Origin of the sequence: Streptomyces luteosporeus, from assembly GCF_039532865.1 — a bacterium.
Classification (GTDB): Bacteria; Actinomycetota; Actinomycetes; order Streptomycetales; family Streptomycetaceae; genus Streptomyces; species Streptomyces luteosporeus.
In genome coordinates this window covers 69,484-88,324 of the sequence record NZ_BAAASL010000024.1, presented here as the reverse complement: position 1 = coordinate 88,324, position 18,841 = coordinate 69,484, and the positions used below count along the sequence as shown (strand labels likewise).

The 18,841-nt window shown below is 73.5% G+C and carries 17 protein-coding genes and 1 pseudogene; 15 read left to right on the top strand and 3 right to left on the bottom strand.

Features of this window, described 5'->3' with window-relative positions; translation table 11 throughout:
* Positions 1-146 precede the first annotated feature (146 nt).
* The 3 genes from ABD361_RS26245 (at position 147) to ABD361_RS26235 (ending at position 3,829) form a co-directional block, all read left to right on the top strand.
* Positions 147-1,343, top strand: a complete 1,197-nt coding sequence (locus ABD361_RS26245; protein WP_344438640.1) for an aminotransferase class I/II-fold pyridoxal phosphate-dependent enzyme — start codon at positions 147-149, stop codon at positions 1,341-1,343.
* 331 nt (positions 1,344-1,674) lie between these two features.
* On the top strand, positions 1,675-2,193 hold the full coding sequence (locus tag ABD361_RS26240) for a DUF2617 family protein (RefSeq protein ID WP_344438639.1): 519 nt from the start codon (positions 1,675-1,677) through the stop codon (positions 2,191-2,193).
* A 118-nt stretch (positions 2,194-2,311) separates the two neighbouring features.
* Complete coding sequence (locus ABD361_RS26235) at positions 2,312-3,829, top strand: polyamine aminopropyltransferase (RefSeq protein WP_344438637.1); 1,518 nt, start codon at positions 2,312-2,314, stop codon at positions 3,827-3,829.
* 107 nt (positions 3,830-3,936) lie between these two features.
* Here the strand turns inward: ABD361_RS26235 and ABD361_RS30740 are convergent.
* Positions 3,937-4,053 (bottom strand): annotated as a pseudogene (locus tag ABD361_RS30740) (AraC family ligand binding domain-containing protein); the annotation flags it as partial.
* A 56-nt stretch (positions 4,054-4,109) separates the two neighbouring features.
* On the opposite strand from ABD361_RS30740, the gene ABD361_RS26225 reads away from it, so the two are divergent.
* The 11 genes from ABD361_RS26225 to ABD361_RS26175 all read left to right on the top strand — a co-directional run bounded on the left by ABD361_RS26225 (position 4,110) and on the right by ABD361_RS26175 (position 14,436).
* Positions 4,110-4,760 (top strand): NAD(P)-dependent oxidoreductase, encoded by a 651-nt coding sequence (locus tag ABD361_RS26225; protein ID WP_344438634.1) that lies wholly within the window; start codon positions 4,110-4,112, stop codon positions 4,758-4,760.
* Between the two features lie 78 nt (positions 4,761-4,838).
* Positions 4,839-5,639, top strand: coding sequence for an SRPBCC domain-containing protein (locus ABD361_RS26220; protein ID WP_344438632.1), 801 nt, complete (start codon positions 4,839-4,841; stop codon positions 5,637-5,639).
* Positions 5,640-5,668: 29 nt separating this feature from the next.
* The gene (locus tag ABD361_RS26215) at positions 5,669-6,448 is read left to right on the top strand and encodes an aldose epimerase family protein (protein ID WP_344438682.1); all 780 of its coding nucleotides are present in this window, start codon (positions 5,669-5,671) and stop codon (positions 6,446-6,448) included.
* Positions 6,449-6,452: 4 nt separating this feature from the next.
* Positions 6,453-6,998: an orotate phosphoribosyltransferase gene (gene pyrE, locus ABD361_RS26210; protein ID WP_344438630.1), complete on the top strand. Its 546-nt coding sequence runs from the start codon at positions 6,453-6,455 to the stop codon at positions 6,996-6,998.
* A gap of 132 nt (positions 6,999-7,130) precedes the next feature.
* The gene (gene fbaA, locus ABD361_RS26205) at positions 7,131-8,153 is read left to right on the top strand and encodes a class II fructose-bisphosphate aldolase (RefSeq protein ID WP_344438628.1); all 1,023 of its coding nucleotides are present in this window, start codon (positions 7,131-7,133) and stop codon (positions 8,151-8,153) included.
* 98 nt (positions 8,154-8,251) lie between these two features.
* A complete protein-coding gene (locus tag ABD361_RS26200; protein WP_344438625.1) occupies positions 8,252-9,772 on the top strand; it encodes an MFS transporter in 1,521 nt (506 codons plus the stop codon).
* Between the two features lie 4 nt (positions 9,773-9,776).
* On the top strand, positions 9,777-10,190 hold the full coding sequence (locus ABD361_RS26195; RefSeq protein WP_344438624.1) for a DUF3151 domain-containing protein: 414 nt from the start codon (positions 9,777-9,779) through the stop codon (positions 10,188-10,190).
* A 152-nt stretch (positions 10,191-10,342) separates the two neighbouring features.
* On the top strand, positions 10,343-11,170 hold the full coding sequence (locus ABD361_RS26190; RefSeq protein WP_344438622.1) for a tryptophan 2,3-dioxygenase: 828 nt from the start codon (positions 10,343-10,345) through the stop codon (positions 11,168-11,170).
* Positions 11,163-12,380 (top strand): kynureninase, encoded by a 1,218-nt coding sequence (locus ABD361_RS26185; RefSeq protein ID WP_344438620.1) that lies wholly within the window; start codon positions 11,163-11,165, stop codon positions 12,378-12,380. Before ABD361_RS26190 ends, ABD361_RS26185 begins: the two co-directional genes overlap by 8 nt.
* A 113-nt stretch (positions 12,381-12,493) precedes the next feature.
* Positions 12,494-13,768: a sensor histidine kinase gene (locus ABD361_RS26180; RefSeq protein WP_344438680.1), complete on the top strand. Its 1,275-nt coding sequence runs from the start codon at positions 12,494-12,496 to the stop codon at positions 13,766-13,768.
* Positions 13,765-14,436 (top strand): response regulator, encoded by a 672-nt coding sequence (locus ABD361_RS26175; RefSeq protein ID WP_344438619.1) that lies wholly within the window; start codon positions 13,765-13,767, stop codon positions 14,434-14,436. Before ABD361_RS26180 ends, ABD361_RS26175 begins: the two co-directional genes overlap by 4 nt.
* A 151-nt stretch (positions 14,437-14,587) precedes the next feature.
* On the opposite strand, the gene ABD361_RS26170 is transcribed toward ABD361_RS26175, so the two are convergent.
* The gene (locus ABD361_RS26170; protein ID WP_344438617.1) at positions 14,588-15,442 is read right to left on the bottom strand and encodes a diacylglycerol kinase; all 855 of its coding nucleotides are present in this window, start codon (positions 15,440-15,442) and stop codon (positions 14,588-14,590) included.
* A gap of 176 nt (positions 15,443-15,618) precedes the next feature.
* On the opposite strand from ABD361_RS26170, the gene ABD361_RS26165 reads away from it, so the two are divergent.
* On the top strand, positions 15,619-16,905 hold the full coding sequence (locus tag ABD361_RS26165; RefSeq protein ID WP_344438615.1) for an adenylosuccinate synthase: 1,287 nt from the start codon (positions 15,619-15,621) through the stop codon (positions 16,903-16,905).
* A 70-nt stretch (positions 16,906-16,975) separates the two neighbouring features.
* Here the strand turns inward: ABD361_RS26165 and ABD361_RS26160 are convergent, their stop codons facing one another.
* Positions 16,976-18,727 carry a serine/threonine-protein kinase gene (locus ABD361_RS26160; RefSeq protein ID WP_344438614.1) on the bottom strand — a complete coding sequence of 584 codons (1,752 nt, stop codon included), beginning with the start codon at positions 18,725-18,727 and terminating at the stop codon, positions 16,976-16,978.
* Positions 18,728-18,841 lie beyond the last annotated feature (114 nt).

Sequence of the window (18,841 nt, the reverse complement as noted above, 5' to 3'; positions counted from 1 at the left end):
ACCCCGCGGACGGCGGCCCGTGTGCTGCGACGGGATGTGCTGCGGCGACCCCTGGGGCGCGCGGGCGGGCCCGCCTATGGTGATCCCGACGACGCCGGCACGGGCGATCCCCGGGGCCGGCGACCGGACGATCCAGGGGAGTGGGCATGACCACGGCCGGAAGCGGTACGGGCAGGGGCGCGCGGGCCCGCGCGGCGCAGCGGGTGCAGGGCACGGGGGTGTCGGTCTTCACGGAGATGACGGAGCTCGCCAGGAGCACCGGGGCGGTCAACCTGGGCCAGGGCGTGCCCGAACTGGACGCGCCCGCGGCCCTGCTGCGCGACGTGGCCGACGCGGTGCTCGCCGGCGCCAACCAGTACCCGCCGGCGTACGGCTTCCCCGCCCTGCGCGAGGCGGTGGCCGCGCACCAGCAGCGGCGCTACGGGCTGGCCTACGCGCCCCAGGGCGAGGTGCTGGTGACCACCGGGGCCACCGAGGCGCTGGCGGCGTCCCTGCTCGCGCTGTGCGACCCGGGCGACGAGGTGCTCGCCTTCGACCCCTGCTACGACGCCTACCCGGCGGTGGCCCGCTTCGCGGGGGCGCGCCTGGTGCCGGTGCCGCTCGCGGAGGACGGCGAGCGCTTCGTGCTGGACGCGGACGCCCTGCGCGGCGCCGTCACCGCCCGTACGCGCGTGCTGGTGCTCAACACCCCGCACAACCCCACGGGGAAGGTCTTCACCGCAGCGGAGCTGGAGACGATCGCGCAGGTGTGCCAGGAGCACGACCTGGTGGTGGTGACGGACGAGGTGTACGAACACCTGGTCTACGACGGCGGCGAGCACCGCACGATCGCGGCGCTGCCGGGCATGCGGGAGCGCACGATCACGGTCTCCTCGGCCGGCAAGACCTTCAACGTCACCGGCTGGAAGGTCGGTTGGGTGTGCGGCCCGGCGCCGCTGATCGGCGCGGTGGCGGCGGCGAAGCAGTTCCTCACCTACGCCTCCGGCACGCCGTACCAGGAGGCGCTCGCGCGGGCCCTGGGGGGCGTGGAGGCGTGGGCGGGGGAGCTCAGGCAGACCCTGCGCCGCAACCGCGACCTGCTGACCGAGGGGCTCGCCCGGGCCGGGTTGCGCCCCTACCGGGCGGAGGCGGGCTATTTCGTCCAGGCCGACATCCGCGCGTGGGGGTACACGGACGGCGTGCAATTCTGTCGTGAACTCCCCACGCGCGCCGGGGTGGTGGCAATTCCCACGTCCGCCTTCCAATTGCGCCCGGGCGCCCCGGCCCACTGGGTGCGTTTCTCCTTCTGCAGGCACGAGAAGTCAGTGGTCGAAGCGGTCGAGAAGCTCGTGAACGCGGCCTGAACGCCATTTCCGTGAACGTGTGTGCGCTGGTCTGTTGAACATTTGAACTGTATGGCCCTCGCGTGGATGGAAACTTGCAGATGATGGGTAAAACTGCTGTGGGCACCGCTGCACTCGTGATTCCCTTTCATTCAGAGCCACGTTGAGAGCACCTCCCCGGATTCCCCGGGCTCGCGGAGGTACAAGGATCCCTCCACCGGAACGGAGCCGAGGACCTCAAATGTGGGCATGAGCCGGCGCACCTCGACGGGACACCGCGGCGGAACCACTCGCCGGTGTCCATCGGGACCGGGCCGGCCCACCCTCCATTGCTTGCTCGCGGAGCCGACCCATGCTCACCACCCTCAAGACCACCTACACCGACACCCGCGCCGCCGACCTCGCCTGGTGCCTGGGGAAGGAACCCCTTCCCGCGCTGGCGGTGCTCGACCTGCAACTGGCCGGCTCGACCGTCCAGTTGCGCCTGCTGGGCGCCTCCCACCAGGTCATACTCACCGAGGAGAGCGGCGTCTGCTCCGAGACGGTCGCCTGCATACCCGGCAGCCAAACCCCCCTGCCGCTGGGGGTCGCCAAGCGCGTGGGGGCGTGGGAGTACGAGTTCGCGGCGCGCGTGGAGACGCTCACGCGCTGCTCGTTCACCGGACGCGCCCAGGAGCTGCTCGCCCTGGTCGCCGACCACCCCCACGGGCTGGCCGGAACGTTTCCCGGCGACCCCAACGCCTTCACCGCCCTCCTCGCCCAGCGCAGCGACGGCCAGATCGGCTGGCGCACCTGGCACGCCTATCCGCAGGAAGGCAGACTCGTGGCCACCAGGACCCGGGTGGGGGTGCGCATGCCCGCCACCCTGTGAGAGCGGTGAGACACGGCCCCGCGGCGGCCGGCCGAAAGGCGGCCGAGTCACGCCCGGGGCGCGCATTAGACTCTTGTGGGTGACAAGTGGGTGCTTGTTCGTGACGTAGCGTTACCGCATGGTCCACCAGCGCCCGGTACCGGCGCGGCTGCCCGTACCGGCCGGGCTCGGCCGCCTCGCCGTTCTGACGACCGTCTTCGTGTGCGCGGCCTGCGGCCTGGTCTACGAGCTCGAACTGGTCGCCCTCGCCTCGTACTTGATCGGCGACTCCGTCACCCAGGCGTCCGTCGTGCTGTCGGTGATGGTCTTCGCCATGGGCGTCGGCTCCCTGCTCGCCAAGCGGCTGCGCCGCCGGGCCGCCTTCGGTTTCGCCGTCGTCGAGGCCGTCCTCGCGCTCACCGGCGGCCTGTCCGCCATGGCGCTGTACGCCTGCTTCGCCTGGTACGGGCAGGCCCGGCTCGCCCTGGTCGCCTTCTCCCTGGCCATCGGCGTCCTGATCGGCGCCGAGGTGCCGCTGCTGATGACCCTCATCCAGCGCATCCGCCGCCAGGACGCCGGCGGCGCCGTCGCCGACCTGTTCGCCGCCGACTACGTCGGCGCGCTCGTCGGCGGCCTCGCCTTCCCCTTCCTGCTGCTGCCCGTTCTCGGCCAGCTCACCGGCGCGCTGGTCACCGGGGCGGTCAACGCGGTGGCGGGCGGCGCCCTGGTGCTGTGGCTCTTCCGCTGCGACCTGGGGCCCCGGGCCCGCTGGGCCCTGCTCACCGCCAACGGCCTGGTGCTGGTGGTGCTCGCCGTCTGCTCCCTGCTCAGCGGCCCCTTCGAGCGCGCCGCCCGGCACGCCGTCTACGGCGCCGACGTCCGCGTGGCCGTCCACTCCGAGGTCCAGGAGGTCGTGCTCACCGGCGGGGGCGGCAGCGGCCGCCCGGTCTCCCTCTTCCTCGACGGCCACCTGCGCGTCAGCGGCACCGACGCCTCCCGCTACCACCAGGCGCTGGTCCGCCCCGCGATGACCGGGCCGCACCACCGCGTCCTCGTCCTCGGCGGCGGCGACGGGCTGGCCGTGCGCGAAGTGCTGCGCCACCCCGGCGTCGCCGCCGTCACCGTCGTCGAGCGCGACCCGGAGGTGCTGCGCCTGGCCCGCACCGACCCCGACCTCGTCGCCCTCAACCACGGTGCGTACGACGACCGGCGCGTCCACTGCGTGACGGCCGACCCCTTCGACTGGCTGCGCGAAGGCCGCTGGGCCGGCGACGGGCCGTACGACGTGGTGGTCTCCGACCTGCCCGGGCCGGGCGTGACGCCCAGCACCAAGCTGTACTCCCAGGAGTTCTACGGGCTGGTGGGCCGGGCCCTCGTGCCCGACGGCCGCATGGTCGTCCACAGCGGCGACACCGGCGACCCCGCCGGCTCCCCCACCCTGTGGACGGTCGACGAGACCGTGCGCTCCGTGGGCCTGCGCACCACGCCCTACACCGCCGCCGGGCCGCCCGGGCCCGGGGAGCGGCCCCGGATCTGGGGCTTCGTGCTCGCCGCCCGTGAGCCCACCGGCGTGCACGGCCCGGGCCTGCGGCCCTGCACCCGCCGCCCGCCCGGCCTGCTGCCGTCGACCCTCATGCACCCGCGGTACGACGACTGACCGCGACGCCGCTGCTCACCCCGTGGCGTGCTGCGTCGCCGGCAGGTGCCTGCCGGCGCGGAAGTCGGTGGCCGGATGCCGCACCGCGCAGAACACGGCCCGACCTGCTGCACCTGACCGGGCCGCACCCACAGCACGGCACCGTCGCCCAGGGCGTGACGGGTGAAGTCGACGGTGTGGGCTGCCGCGCCGGAGTCGACGGCGATGATCTGATGGAAGTCCAGCCGCTGCGGCCGGGGCAGCAGCCCCCGCGGTGCCCAGACGACACAGGAGAGGTCCCATGGCGAAGATCGCGCTTTTCGGCGCCACCGGAACGATCGGCAGCCGCATTCTGCGCGAGGCGCTGGACCGCGGCCACCAGGTCACGGCCGTCGTCCGTGACCCGGCCAAGCTCACCGAGCAGCACCCGGCCCTCACCGTCACCACCGGCGACGTCCTCGACCCCGTCTCCGTGGCGGCCGCGGGCCGGGGGAAGGACGTCGTCGTCAGCGCCGTCGGCGGCGGCGACGGCCCCGGTCACATTGCGACCATCGAACCCGCCGCGAAGTCCCTGGTCGCAGGCGTGCGCCAGCTCGGCGCCGACGCCCCCCGGCTCATCGCCGTGGGCGGCGCGGGCTCGCTGCGCACCCCGGGCGGCAGGCTCGTGTGGGAACAGGAGGGCATTCCCGGCTTCCTGCTGCAGATCATGCACGCGCACGGGGACGCGCTCGCCTACTACCGCAGCATCACGGACGTCCGCTGGACCAACATCAGCCCCGCGGGCACCATCGAGCCCGGTGAGCGCACCGGTACGTACCGCACCGCGCTCAACGACCTCGTCGTCGACGCGGAGGGCAACAGCCGTATCTCCGCCGAGGACTACGCGGTCGCCCTCGTCGACGAGATCGAGAACCCCCAGCACGTGGGTGAGCGCTTCACGGTCGGATACTGACCGTCTTCCGACGGAAAGTTCGATCGGATTCGACCGGGGCGGCGCCGCTGCGGATCCCGGTGGGTAGGCTCGCATGCCATGGAGCATGAGGTGTTCGTTCCGTATCCCGTCGGTGCGGTGCGGCGGGTCCTGTCCGACCCCGCGCGCGTCGCCCGGTGCGTGCCGGGGCTGCAGCAGGACGCGTCGGCAGGCGCCGCACTCGAAGGGCGGCTGCGGCTGCGCATCGGCGGATCCACGATCACCTACCGCGGCTCCCTGCGGCTGACCGAGCGGGACGGCTCCTACGAGGTCTCCGGCGAGGGCACCGAGGCCCGGGGCAACGGCAAGGTGACGCTCGCGCTCAGCGCGCACCCGCAGGAGATGCCCGGCGGGACGCGGCTGGAGTGCACCGGCTCGGTCGGCGCGGCCGGCCGCCTCGCCGAATTCGACCCCAGGACGGTGGAGTCGACGGCCCGCCGCCTGCTGGACCGCTTCGCGGCGGCGCTGGCGGAGGAGCTGGCGGAGCAGCTGCGCGAGGAGTCCGCGGCGGACACCCCGGACGGCGAGCCGGAGGAGGAACTGCCGTCCCCGGCCCGCGACGAGGACCTGTCCTTCGAGGACGTCGAGCTCGACGGCGACCTCGACGGCGAGCTCGAAGGTGGCCTCGACGGCGGCCTCGACGACGACGAGCCGCCGGCCGAGGCGGCGCACGCGCGCCGGACGATGATCGGCCGCAGCGCGGAGGAAGTCGACCACGCGCCCCCGCGGGGGCGCTACGCGCCGGTGCCGGCACCGGAGACGGCCTCCGGCACGGCGGTCCTGCGCTGGGCCGCCCCGGCGGCGGCGATCGCCATCGCGGGGGCCGTGGTGGTGGGGCGGGCGCTGCGCCGCAGGCGGTGAGAGCCCCTATCGTCGAAGGCGTGACGCTCATTCATCTGGACCGCGGCGACGCCGCCGTAACCGTCGACCCCACCAACGGCTGCCGCCTGAGCAGCCTCCGCGTCCACGGAGCGGAGCTCCTGCGGCAGGGGGAGCGCTACGGCGCCTTCCCCATGGTCCCCTGGTGCGGCCGCACCGCCCACGGCCGTTTCCGCAACGGCGGCGAGGTCCACCAGATGCCGCTCAACTCCGGCCCGCACGCCATTCACGGCACCGCGCGCGACAACCCCTGGCGTACGGCCCGTGCCGACGAGACCTCGGCCGTCTTCACCTACGACCTCGCCGACCCGTGGCCGTACCCGGGCCGCGTCACCCAGATGGTGGAGCTGGGCGAGGATTCCCTCACGCTGACCATGGGCGTGGAGACGTACGGCGATTCCTTCCCGGCACAGGCCGGCTGGCACCCGTGGTTCCTGCGCAATCTGGGCATCGGCAAGGACGCCGAGATCGCGTTCAGCGCCGCCTGGCAGGAGGAGCGCGGCGAGGACCACCTGCCCACCGGCCGCCGGATCGAGCCCCGCCCGGGCCCGTGGGACGACTGCTTCGGCATGCCGGACGGCGTCGAGGTCACCCTCACCTGGCCGGGTGCGCTGGAGCTGACGGTGACCAGCCGGGGCGAGTGGGTGGTGATCTACGACGAGCAGGCCGAGGCGGTGTGCGTCGAGCCGCAGTCCGGTCCGCCGAACGGCCTCAACACCCACCCCCGGCTCGTCACGCCGATCGATCCGCTGGAGATCTCCACGACGTGGAGCTGGCGGGCCCTGGCCTAAGCTCATGGCCATGACCGACGTGCGTGACGCCCTGCTGCAGCAGATCAAGGACAAGGCCGTGATCCACGGCAAGGTGACCCTCTCCTCCGGCAAGGAGGCCGACTACTACATCGACCTGCGCCGGATCACCCTGGACGCCGAGGCGGCCCCCCTGGTCGGTCAGGTGATGCTGGACGCCACGGCCGACCTGGAGTTCGACGCGGTCGGCGGGCTCACCCTGGGCGCCGACCCGGTCGCCGCCTCGATGCTGCACGCCGCCCACGCGCGCGGCCGCAAGCTGGACGCGTTCGTGGTCCGCAAGGCCCAGAAGACGCACGGCATGCAGCGCCGCATCGAGGGTCCGGACATCAAAGGCCGCCGGGTCCTGGTCGTCGAGGACACCTCCACCACCGGCGGCTCCCCGCTGACCGCCGTCGAGGCCGTGCGCGAGGCGGGTGCGGAGGTCGTGGCCGTGGCGACGATCGTCGACCGTGGCGCCTCCTCCGCCATCGAGGGCGCCGGCCTGCGCTACATCACCGGCTACACCCTGGGTGACCTCGACCTCGGCTGACGTTTCACGTGAAACAGGGGTCTGCTCGTATGAGCGTGGTGGACCTCATGTGGAGTAATCCGGCGAGTCTGGGAAGATGGGGGCGACGATGACCGTCGCCCCCTTACCCGCAACACCCCAAGGAGCGGACAGATGCCCATCGCAACCCCCGAGGTCTACAACGAGATGCTCGACCGGGCGAAGGCAGGCAAGTTCGCCTACCCGGCCATCAACGTGACCTCGACGCAGACTCTGCACGCCGCCCTGCGCGGTTTCGCCGAGGCGGAGAGCGACGGCATCATCCAGATCTCCACCGGTGGCGCGGAGTTCCTGGGCGGCCAGTACAGCAAGGACATGGTCTCCGGTGCGGTGGCGCTGGCCGAGTTCGCGCACGTCGTGGCGAAGAAGTACCCGGTCAACATCGCCCTGCACACCGACCACTGCCCGAAGGACAAGCTGGACGGCTACGTCCGCCCGCTGCTGGCCCTCTCCGCCGAGCGCGTCGCCAAGGGCGAGAACCCGCTGTTCCAGTCCCACATGTGGGACGGTTCGGCCGAGACCCTCGCCGACAACCTGTCGATCGCCCAGGAGCTGCTGGCCAAGGCCGCCGCCGCCAAGATCATCCTCGAGGTCGAGATCACCCCGACCGGTGGCGAGGAGGACGGCGTCTCCCACGAGATCAACGACGAGCTCTACACCACCGTCGAGGACGCGATCCGCACCGCCGAGGCGCTGGGCCTGGGCGAGGAGGGCCGCTACCTGCTCGCCGCCTCCTTCGGCAACGTCCACGGCGTCTACAAGCCGGGCAACGTCGTGCTCCGCCCCGAGCTGCTGAAGGACCTGCAGGAGGGCGTCGCCACCCACTTCGGCAAGGACAACCCCTTCGACTTCGTCTTCCACGGCGGCTCCGGCTCCACCCAGGAGGAGATCCGCACCGCGCTGGAGAACGGCGTCGTGAAGATGAACCTCGACACCGACACCCAGTACGCCTTCACCCGCCCCGTCGCGGCCCACATGTTCACCAACTACGACGGCGTGCTGAAGGTCGACGGCGAGGTCGGCAACAAGAAGGCCTACGACCCGCGCACCTGGGGCAAGCTGGCCGAGGCGAGCATGGCCGAGCGCGTCACCAAGGCGTGCGCCGACCTGCGCTCCACCGGCACCAAGCTGAAGTAACCACCGGCTCGACCACCGGCTCGCGCACGGGCCCGGCACCCCAGGGGTGCCGGGCCCTTCGCGTGGCCGCCTGCGGCCGTTCGAGGGACCATCGGGGCATGAGCGACCCCGTTGCCGTCGCCGAAGGACACGCCGAAGGCCCCGCCGTACGCCTGGGCACCCCCGCCGGGCGGGCCGTGCTGGGCACGGCCGTCCTGGGCTCGGGCATGGCCCTGCTGGACAGCACCGTCGTCAACGTCGCGCTGCCGCACATCGGCCGCGACTTCGGCGTCGGCCTCGACGCCCTGCAGTGGACCGTCAACGCCTACATGCTCACCCTCGCCGGGCTGATCCTGCTGGGCGGGGCGCTCGGCGACCGCTACGGGCGGCGGCGCGTGTTCGTGCTCGGTGTCGTGTGGTTCGCGCTCGCCTCGCTGCTGTGCGGGCTGGCGCCCAGCGCCTGGGTGCTCATCGCGGCCCGGGCCCTGCAGGGCGTGGGCGGCGCGCTGCTCACCCCCGGCTCGCTCGCCCTCATCCAGTCCGTCTTCCACCCCGACGACCGGGCCGGCGCGGTGGGCGCCTGGTCCGGGCTCGGCGGCGTGGCGGCGGCCGTGGGGCCCTTCGTCGGCGGCTGGCTGGTGGACGGGCCCGGCTGGCGCTGGGTCTTCCTGATCAACCTGCCGGTGGCCGCCGTGTGCGTGCCGATCGCCCTGCGCCACGTACCGGAGACGAAGGACCCCCGGGCCCACGGCCGCTTCGACGCCGCCGGCGCCGCCCTGGGCGCGCTCGCCCTCGGCGCCGTGACGTACGCGCTGATCGCCGCACCCGGCAAGGGGGCGTCCCCCGCGGTGATCGTCCCGGCCGTGGCCGGGGTGCTGCTGGGGGTGGCGTTCGTGGTCGTCGAGCGGCGGCGGGCCGACCCCATGCTGCCGGTGTCGATCTTCCGGATCCGGATGTTCTCCGCGGTCAACGCCGTCACCCTGTTCGTCTACGCGGCCTTCAGCGGCTTCTTCTTCCTCGCCGTCATCCAGCTGCAGGTGGTCGTCGGCTGGTCCGCGCTGGTGGCCGGCACGGCGCTGCTGCCCACCACCGTCATGATGCTGCTGCTGTCCTCCCGCGCCGGCCGGCTCGGCCAGCGCCTGGGCCCGCGACTGCCGCTGACCTGCGGACCGCTGCTGTGCGCGGTGGGCCTGCTGCTGATGACCCGCGTCGGGGCGGGAGCGGTGTACTGGCGCGACGTGCTGCCGGCGCTGCTCGTGCTGGGCCTGGGCATGGTCACGCTGGTCGCGCCGCTCACCGCGACCGTCCTGGCGTCCGTCGACGTCGCCCGGGCCGGCCTGGCCAGCGGCATCAACAACGCCGCCGCCCGGGCCGCAGGTCTCGTCGCGGTGGCCGCGCTGCCGCTGGCGGCGGGCATGGGCGCGGACGCTTACCGGGACCCGGCCGTCTTCTCCGCGGCGTTCGACCGGGCGATGCTGTGGTGCGCGGGCGCGCTGGTGGCCGGGTCGGTGCTGGCCTGGGCGACCGTGCGCGAGCCCGCCCCGCGCGGGGCCTGCCACCCCGAGTGCACCTACCACTGCGGCGTGGGTGCGCCGCCGCTCGATCCGGGTGAGGAGCCGGGACGGGCTGCGGCAGACTGAGGGCATGTCCCTTCACGAGAACCTGCTCGGTGGGCCGCCCCCCACCCACCTGCCCGACGACCCCGAGCCGCGCGAGCTGCTCGCCTCCGGCACCGCCCCCGCCGACGTCGCCGCCAAGTACCCCGCGTCCTCGCTCGCCTGGGCGCAGCTCGCCGACGAGGCGTACGAGGCCGGCCGGGTCGTCGAGTCGTACGCCTACGCCCGCACCGGCTACCACCGCGGCCTGGACGCGCTGCGCCGCAACGGCTGGAAGGGCCACGGCCCGGTGCCGTTCGAGCACGAGCCCAACCGCGGCTTCCTGCGCGCCCTGCACGCCCTCGCGCGCGCCGCGCAGGCGATCGGCGAGCAGGAGGAGTACGAGCGCTGCTCCACGTTCCTGCGCGACAGCTCCCCCACGGCAGCCGACATCCTCGGCTGAGGCCGGCCGCCACGGCAGTGTCCGGGCACCGCTCACGACCCTTGCCGTGAGCGGTGCCCGCGGCGCAAGATGCGCTCAGGGGACCGGGGCTCCAGGACGAGACGGAAGGGGCGGACCGCTACCCGGGAACAACCGTTGCCGAGGAGCACGCGATGCCGCACGCAGCCCTGCCCGCCGCCCCCCAGCTCGAGTTCGAGGGCACCACGCCGTACGAGGACTACGTCCGCGCCCAGGTCCTCACCAACCTCCAGCACCCGCTGTCCGACGACCCTGGCGAGATGGTCTTCCTCGTCACCACGCAGGTGATGGAGCTGTGGTTCACCGTCATCGTCCACGAATGGACCACCGCCGCCCGCGCCCTGCGCGAGGACGACCTGCCCACGGCGATGGCCGCGCTGCGGCGCTCCACCTACGAGCTGCAGTCGCTCAACGACTCCTGGCGCCCGCTCGCCCATCTGACGCCCGCTCAGTTCAACTCCTACCGCGCCGCCCTCGGCGGGGCCTCCGGCTTCCAGTCCGCGACCTACCGGCGCCTGGAGTTCCTGCTGGGCGAGAAGTCCCCGGCCCTGCTCGTGCCCTACCGCGGCGCCCCGCGCGTGCACGCCGAACTCGAAGCCGCCCTGCACCGGCCCGGCCTGTACGACGAGGTGCTGCACTGGCTCGCCCGGCGCGGCCACGCCGTGCCCGCCGACGTCCTCGAACGCGACGTCGCCGAGCGCTACGCCCCCCGCCCCGCCGTCGAGGACGTCTGGCAGCGCATCTACGCCGGCGACCAGGACAGCGACGAGTGCCGCCTCGGCGAGGCCCTCACCGAGGTCGCCGAACTCGTCTGGCGCTGGCGCAACGACCACCTCGTCGCCACCCGCCGCGCCATGGGCGCCAAGACCGGCAGCGGCGGCTCGGCAGGGGTCGCCTGGCTGGAGAAGCGCGCCGCCGGGCACGTCTTCCCCGAACTGTGGACGGCCCGCAGCCGTGTCTGACCGGCCGCTCGCCGGCGAGGCGGCCGCGCGCGACGCGGCCGACCCGCTGCGCGCCCTGCGCGCGGCGTTCACCGTCGACGACGCCGTCGCCTACCTCGACGGCAACTCCCTCGGCGCCCTGCCGCACGGCGTCGCCGAGCGCCTCGCGCACGTCGTCGGCCACGAGTGGGGGCGGCTCGGCATCCGCTCGTGGACCGAGTCCGGCTGGTGGGCGGCGCCCGAACGGGTCGGCGAGCGCATCGCGCCCCTCGTCGGCGCCGGCCCCGGCCAGGTCGTCGTCGGCGACTCCACCAGCGTCAACCTCTTCAAGGCCGTCGTCGCCGCCGTCCGCCTCCACGACGGCGACCGGGCCCGCGACGAGATCCTCGTCGACGCCACCACCTTCCCCACCGACGCCTACATCGCCCGCTCCGCCGCCCGCCTGACCGGCTGCACCGTGCGCGCGGTGCCGGCCGGCGAGATCCCGGGCGCCGCCGGGCCGCGCACCGCCGCCGCCCTGGTCAACCACGTCGACTACCGCACCGGCCGGCTCCACGACCTGCCCGCCACCACCGCCGCCCTGCACGCCGCCGGGGCGTACGCGGTGTGGGACGTGAGCCACAGCGCCGGCGTCCTGCCCATCGGCCTCGACACCCACGGCGTGGACCTCGCCGCCGGGTGCACGTACAAGTACCTCAACGGCGGACCCGGCGCGCCCGCCTTCCTCTACGTCCGCCGCGACCTGCAGGAACGCTTCGACTCACCCCTGCCCGGCTGGAACTCCCACGCCCACCCCTTCGCCATGGCCGCCGACCACACCCCCGCCCCCGGCGCCACACGAGGCCGCTGCGGCACCCCCGACATCCTCTCCCTGCTCGCCCTGGACGCCGCCCTCGACGTCTGGGACGGCGTCCGCCCGGCGGCGGTACGGGCCAAGAGCCTGGCCCTGACCGACTTCTTCCTGGCCTGCATCGAGGCGTACGTCCCCGCCGGACGCGCCGTGCCCGTCACCCCCGCAGCACACCGCGAGCGGGGCGGCCAGGTATCGCTCGCCTGCCCCGCCGACGACGCCGCCGCGGTCATGGACGAGCTGCTCCGGCGCGGCGTCGTCGGCGACCACCGCCCCCCTGACCTGCTGCGCTTCGGCTTCTCCCCGCTCTACACGCGCTTCGCCGAGGCCGAGCGGGCAGCCTGGACGCTCGCCGCGGTGCTGCGCCGGCGCGCCACGTAGTACTTGAGAGGGACACCCGTATATCCGCTCGCAAGCTGACGACTCAGGCTTCCGCCCTGCCTACCGTTGATGCCGTGAACAAGACGTACGAGCACAACGGCCTGCGCAGCGAGATGCGCGTCGTGCAGAGCGCCACGGACAGCATCCGCCACGATCTGTTCACCGAGGCGTTCGCCCTGCGGCCCATGGCGCCGCTCACCGAGCACAACCCCCTCCTGCGCCGCACGCCGCGCCGGCTGCGCCGGTACGTGCGCTGGCTGCCGCACGCCGTCGTCACCGGCTTCGCGGCACTGCTGGCCCTGTTCATGCTCGAACGGCAGCCCGGCACCGCCGGCTTCCTGCTCACTTTCCTGGCCTGCACCCCGCTGGTCGTCACCCTCTTCCGCCCCATCGGCGCGTTCTGGCTCTCCCTGGGCGGCATCTTCGTCACCAGCGTCCTGCTGACCGGCACCCCCTGGCACCCCGCCGGATTCGCCTCCCACCTCGCCGTCACCGCCGTCGTCGCCGCCCGCACCCGCCCCCGCGTCGCCGCCGAGATGTGGCTGCTGACCATCGGCTTCAGCGCCTTCCTCGGCGCCTTCAACGGCTACGGCTACAGGTCCGCGGACGTGCTGCAGATGGCCGTCCTCTTCGGCATGGTCCTCTTCGTCGTCGCCGCCGTCCGCGGCCTGCGCGACTCCAAGCAGCAGGTCGCCGCCCAGGCCGCCGTCACCGAGGTCGAACGCTCCCGGCGCACCCTCCTCGAAGAGCGCACCACCATCGCCCGCGAACTGCACGACGTCGTCGCCCACCACATGTCCGTCGTCGCCATCCAGGCCGAGGCCGCCCCCTACCGCGTCCAGGACACCCCGCCCGAGCTCGCCGCCGCCTTCGCCACCATCCGGGAGAACGCCGTGGCCGCCCTCACCGAGCTGCGGCGCGTCCTCGGCGTCGTACGCTCCGAGGACCCCGACGCCTTCGGCGCCGCCGAACCCGAGGCACCCCAGCCCACCCTCGCCGACCTCGGCGGCCTCCTCGCCAACGTCCGCGACGCCGGCCTCCACGTCGAACACGTCACCACCGGCGCGGTGCGGCCACTGCCGCAGGGAGTGGAGCTGTCCGCCTACCGCATCGTCCAGGAAGCCCTCAGCAACGTGCTGCGGCACGCCCCCGGCGCCACCGCCCGCGTCGAGATCGGCTACGTACCCGTCGGCCTCGGCCTGCGCATCGTCAACGGCCGCCCCGACCGCCTCGCCAAGCCCTCCCCGGGCGCCGGCCACGGCCTCACCGGCATGCGCGAACGCGTCACCATGCTCGACGGCGAGATGACCGCACGGGCCACCCCCGACGGCGGCTACGAGATCGCCGCGTTCCTCCCCGTCGCCCCCACCACCGAGGCCGCCGCGTGAACACGATCAAGGTGCTCATCGTCGACGACCAGATGATGGTCCGCGAAGGCTTCTCCGTCCTGCTCGGCGCCCAGCCCGACATCGACGTCGTCGGCGAGGCCGTCGACGGCCGGCAGGCCGTCGAAAAGGTCGCCGAACTGCGCCCCGACGTCGTCCTCATGGACATCCGCATGCCCGGCATGAACGGCCTGGAGGCCACGCGCGAGATCGTCGCCGCCGACTCCGGGGCCAAGGTGCTCGTCCTGACCACCTTCGACCTGGACGAGTACGTCTACCAGGCGCTGCGCGCCGGAGCCAGCGGCTTCCTCCTCAAGGACGCCTCCGCCCGGCAGCTCGCCGACGGCGTCCGCATCGTCGCCGACGGCGAAGCCCTCCTCGCCCCGGCCGTCACCAAACGCCTCATCCAGGAGTTCTCCCGCCTCGGCGCCCCCACGGCGGCGCAGACCGCGCCCGAACGCGTGGGCGACCTCACGGAGCGCGAGACCGAGGTGCTCGTGCTCGTCGCCAAGGGCCGCTCCAATGCGGAGATCGCGGAGCACCTGGTGGTGGCGGAGTCGACGGTGAAGACGCACGTGAGCCGCATCCTGGTGAAACTCGGCCTGCGCGACCGCACGCAGGCGGCGGTCTTCGCGTACGAGGCGGGGTTGGTCACGCCGGGCGCCCCGTAGGGGCGCGGGGAACTGCGCGACAAGCCACGACGCGCCCGCAGACGAAGCACCGGGCTTCGCCCGGCCCCCAGGACGGCGCGTTCGGCTGCAGGCCGCCGGTGGCTGATCGCGCAGTTCCCCGCGCCCCTACGGGGCGGGGCAGAGCCCCGGGCTACCCCCGTGGCAGCGTCAGGCGCCACGCCTCCGGCAGGGCCGTCCACGTGCGCGTGCGCACCGGGCCGCGGACGCGGTTGTCCGCGCGGTAGCGGAAGTCCGGGCCGGACAGGGTCACCGTGCGCGCCCGCACCCGCAAGGGCTCCGGGGACGCCGCCGGCGCGTGCACGACGACCTCCGCCGCGCCGTCCGGCCCGGCGGAGACGGACACCCGTCCGAGCGGCCGGTCGAGGTCGGCCAGGACCTCCCCGTCCGCCTCGACGCGCAGCCGCAGCCCCGCCCCGGGCACCGTGTGCCGCCCGGAGGAGGGCCCGGTCAGGAGGGTCAGGGCGGTGCGGGCGGCGGTGCGTACGGCCGCCTCGGCCGGGGTGCGTGCCGGCGCGTGCCGGTGGGCGGCCGTGGCGGCGGCCGTGGCGGGTGCCCAGAGCCCGCCCAGGACGACGCCGTCGTCCTCGTCGGCCAGCAGCCCCAGCCGGTGCTGTTCGCCGTCCAGGACGGCCCTGGCGGCCGCCACGGCCCCGAGCGGCACGCCCAGGGTCCGGGCCACGCTCACGGTGGGCAGGGCGCCCACCGGCACCCAGGCCAGCGGGGTCTCGGTCAGCTCGCGCCGCCGGTGCAGGAGGGCGACGACGCGCAGCAGGGCCCGGTCGTCGCCGATGACGACGATGCGGCGGCGGCCGCGTCTGGCGACCGCCCGTGCCACTTCCTCGGGCCCGCCGGGGAGGGCGATTCTGGCCACCGCTCCGGCGCACAGTACGTCCCGCGCGATCCGCGTGGACTCGCCGTCCACGCGCCTGGCGACCGGGTCGACGACGACGAGCAGCTGCGCTCCGCTCGGGTCTGCAGCCGACACCTTCGTCCTTCCTCAGGTAATCTCTCGGTGCAAGAGCCCCTGTCGCTGTTGCGCCAGGGGCTTCGTCTATCCGGGGCACCGGTTCGACGGCTCCGGCGGTGGTGAACGCCCGAAACCAGCGGGCTCACGCCGCCTGTGCACGTTGGACATGCCCCGCCCGGAAGGGGTGTACGCCTGTGCCCGCACTTGTGCTGCTCGGTGCTCAGTGGGGTGACGAGGGCAAGGGAAAGGCCACCGACCTGCTCGGTGGTTCCGTGGACTATGTGGTGCGCTACCAAGGTGGCAACAACGCCGGCCACACGGTGGTGGTCGGTGACCAGAAATACGCGCTCCACCTCCTCCCTTCCGGGATCCTCTCGCCGGGGTGCACCCCGGTCATCGGCAACGGTGTCGTCGTCGACCCGGCGGTCCTGCTCTCCGAGCTGAGCGGGCTGAACGAGCGCGGCGTCGACACGTCCAAGCTGCTCATCAGCGGTAACGCGCACCTGATCACGCCCTACAACGTCACCCTCGACAAGGTGGGCGAGCGCTTCCTCGGCAAGCGCAAGATCGGTACGACCGGCCGTGGCATCGGCCCGACCTACGCGGACAAGATCAACCGCGTGGGCATCCGGGTCCAGGACCTGTACGACGAGTCGATCCTGACCCAGAAGGTCGAGGCGGCCCTGGAGCTGAAGAACCAGCTCCTGGCGAAGCTCTACAACCGCCGCGCCATCGACTCGGCGCAGATCGTCGACGGCCTGCTGGCCTACGCCGACCAGATCAAGCCGTTCGTCGCCGACACCACGCTGATCCTGAACAACGCCATCGACGAGGGCAAGGTCGTCCTCTTCGAGGGCGGCCAGGGCACGCTGCTGGACGTCGACCACGGCACGTACCCCTTCGTCACCTCCTCGAACCCGACCGCCGGCGGTGCCTGCACGGGCGCGGGCGTGGGCCCGACGAAGATCAACCGCGTGATCGGCATCCTGAAGGCGTACACCACCCGCGTGGGCGCCGGTCCGTTCCCGACGGAGCTGTTCGACGAGGACGGCGAGAAGCTGCGCGTCATCGGCGGCGAGCGCGGTGTGACCACCGGCCGTGACCGCCGCTGCGGCTGGTTCGACGCGGTGATCGCCCGCTACGCCACCCGCGTGAACGGCCTGACGGACTTCTTCCTCACCAAGCTCGACGTCCTCACCGGCTGGGAGCAGATCCCGGTCTGCGTGGCGTACGAGATCGACGGCAAGCGCGTCGAGGAGCTGCCCTACAGCCAGAGCGACTTCCACCACGCGAAGCCGATCTACGAGATGCTGCCGGGCTGGACCGAGGACATCTCCAAGGCCAAGACCTTCTCCGACCTGCCGAAGAACGCGCAGGCGTACGTGAAGGCGCTGGAGGAGATGTCGGGCGCGCCGATCTCCGCGATCGGCGTCGGCCCGGGCCGCGACGAGACGATCGAGATCAACTCGTTCCTGTCGTAACCCCCGTACGCGCAACGGCGCCCCGGTGGCCTTCGAGGCCGCCGGGGCGCCGTCGCGTTCGGCCCGTTGTTCAGCCGGTCTTGCGGTAGACCAGCGAGGCGTCCTTCGTGCCGGAGTCGGCGAAGTCGCGCCGCATCCGGCCGTCCGGGAGCAGGACCAGGTCCGAGGCGGACCCGGGCTGGCAGGCCGAGGTGGGGTTGGCCTGGGTGACGGAGGACGGCCCCAGGTGCAAGGTGGTGGCCGTGCCGCCGTCGGTGGCGCGCGTGCGCCACTGGCAGGTGTAGGACGTGCCGTCGTCGAGGACGCCGCCGCCCTGGATCGTCACGTCGGTGCCCGCACCGCTGCGGTAGACGATGATCGTGCGCCGGTTGGTGCCCCCGCCGCTGTCGAAGCTGGTCTGCCAGGTGCCGGCGAAGGCCTCGGCCCCGGTGGCGGCGGGCGTCGTCGTACCGGGCGGCGGCGTGGCCGGCGTCGAGGGGAGCGTGCCTCCCGGGACGGAGGCCGGAGAGGACGGCGCGGAGGAGACGGGGGCGGGCGGGGCGGCCTGGTTGCCGGCGCTGTGGCCGCCGTCCTGGTTCTTGTGGTTGAGCAGGTAGACCGTGCCGCCGCCGGCGAGCAGTCCGGCGGTGACGATCGCGGCGACGAGGTACGGGGTCTTCGCGCTGCGTGCCGGCGGCAGCGGCGCGACCTGCACGGTCGGCGGGTGGTACGGGGCCCCGTACGGGCCCGGGTACGGCGGCCCGTAGCCGGCGGGCGGCTGCGGCGGGCCCGCGGCGCCGTGGGCGGCCGGTGCGGTGACCGTGGGCTGCTGCGGTGGCATTACGGCCGGCGGCTGCACCTGGGTCGGCGGCTCGGGTGCCGGGTGCGCCGCGGGTATCGCCTCGCCCGCGGTGGGGCCGGCCGGGCCCTCGACGTTCAGCAGCTGCACGGCGTGCCGGCCGAGCTGGGCCACCAGGCCGGCGGGCAGCCAGGGCTCGGCGGTGCGCAGGTCGGTCAGCAGGTCCTGCACGCCGGTGCGCTCGGCGACCTGCTCGGGCGTGGGCCGGTCGGCGGGGTCCTTGGCGAGGAAGGCCGAGATGAGCGGGCGCAGCCCGGCGGGTACGCCGGTGAGGTCGGGCTCCTCCTCGGCGATGCGGAACATCAGGGCGTGCACCCCGCTGTCGGCGCTGCCGAACGGCATCCGGCCGCTGGCGGCGTAGGCGAGCACCGAACCCAGGCAGAAGACGTCGCTGGCCGGCGTGACCTGCTCACCGCGCACCTGCTCGGGCGACATGAAACCGGGGGAGCCGACGGTCGCGCCCGTACGTGTCAGGCCGCCGCCGTCGGTGACCGTCTGCAGGGCCCGGGCGATGCCGAAGTCGATGACGCGCGGGCCGTCGAGGGTGACGAGCACGTTCGAGGGCTTGAGGTCGCGGTGCACGATCCCGGCGGCGTGGATCGCCTGCAGGGCGCGGGCCAGGCCCGCCCCGAGGATGCGCACCGAGCGCTCGGGCAGCGGGCCGAAGTCGTGGTCGACGACCTGCCGCAGGGAGGGCCCGGCTATGTAGCCGGTGGCGACCCAGGGGACGTCGGCGTCGGTGTCGGCGTCCAGCACGGGCGCCGTCCATTCCCCGCCGACCTGCCGGGCGGCGCGCACCTCCTGGCGGAAGCGGCGGCGGAATTCCTCCTGCCCCGCCAGTTCCGGCTGGATCAGTTTCACCGCGACCGTACGGCCCCGGTCGTTGCGGGCCAGGTAGACCCGGCCCATCCCGCCCGCGCCGAGCCGGCCCAGCAGCCGGTAGGCGCCCAGCGTGCGCGGGTCCTCCGGTGTCAGTGCTTCCATACCGGGTGCGCTCCTTCCCCCGGGTTTTCCCCCGTGTTTCCTCGCGGAGAATAGCGGCACGAGGAGGGGCCGGGTATCCGGTACGGGGAGACGTACGGTTACCCGGCCCGGCGC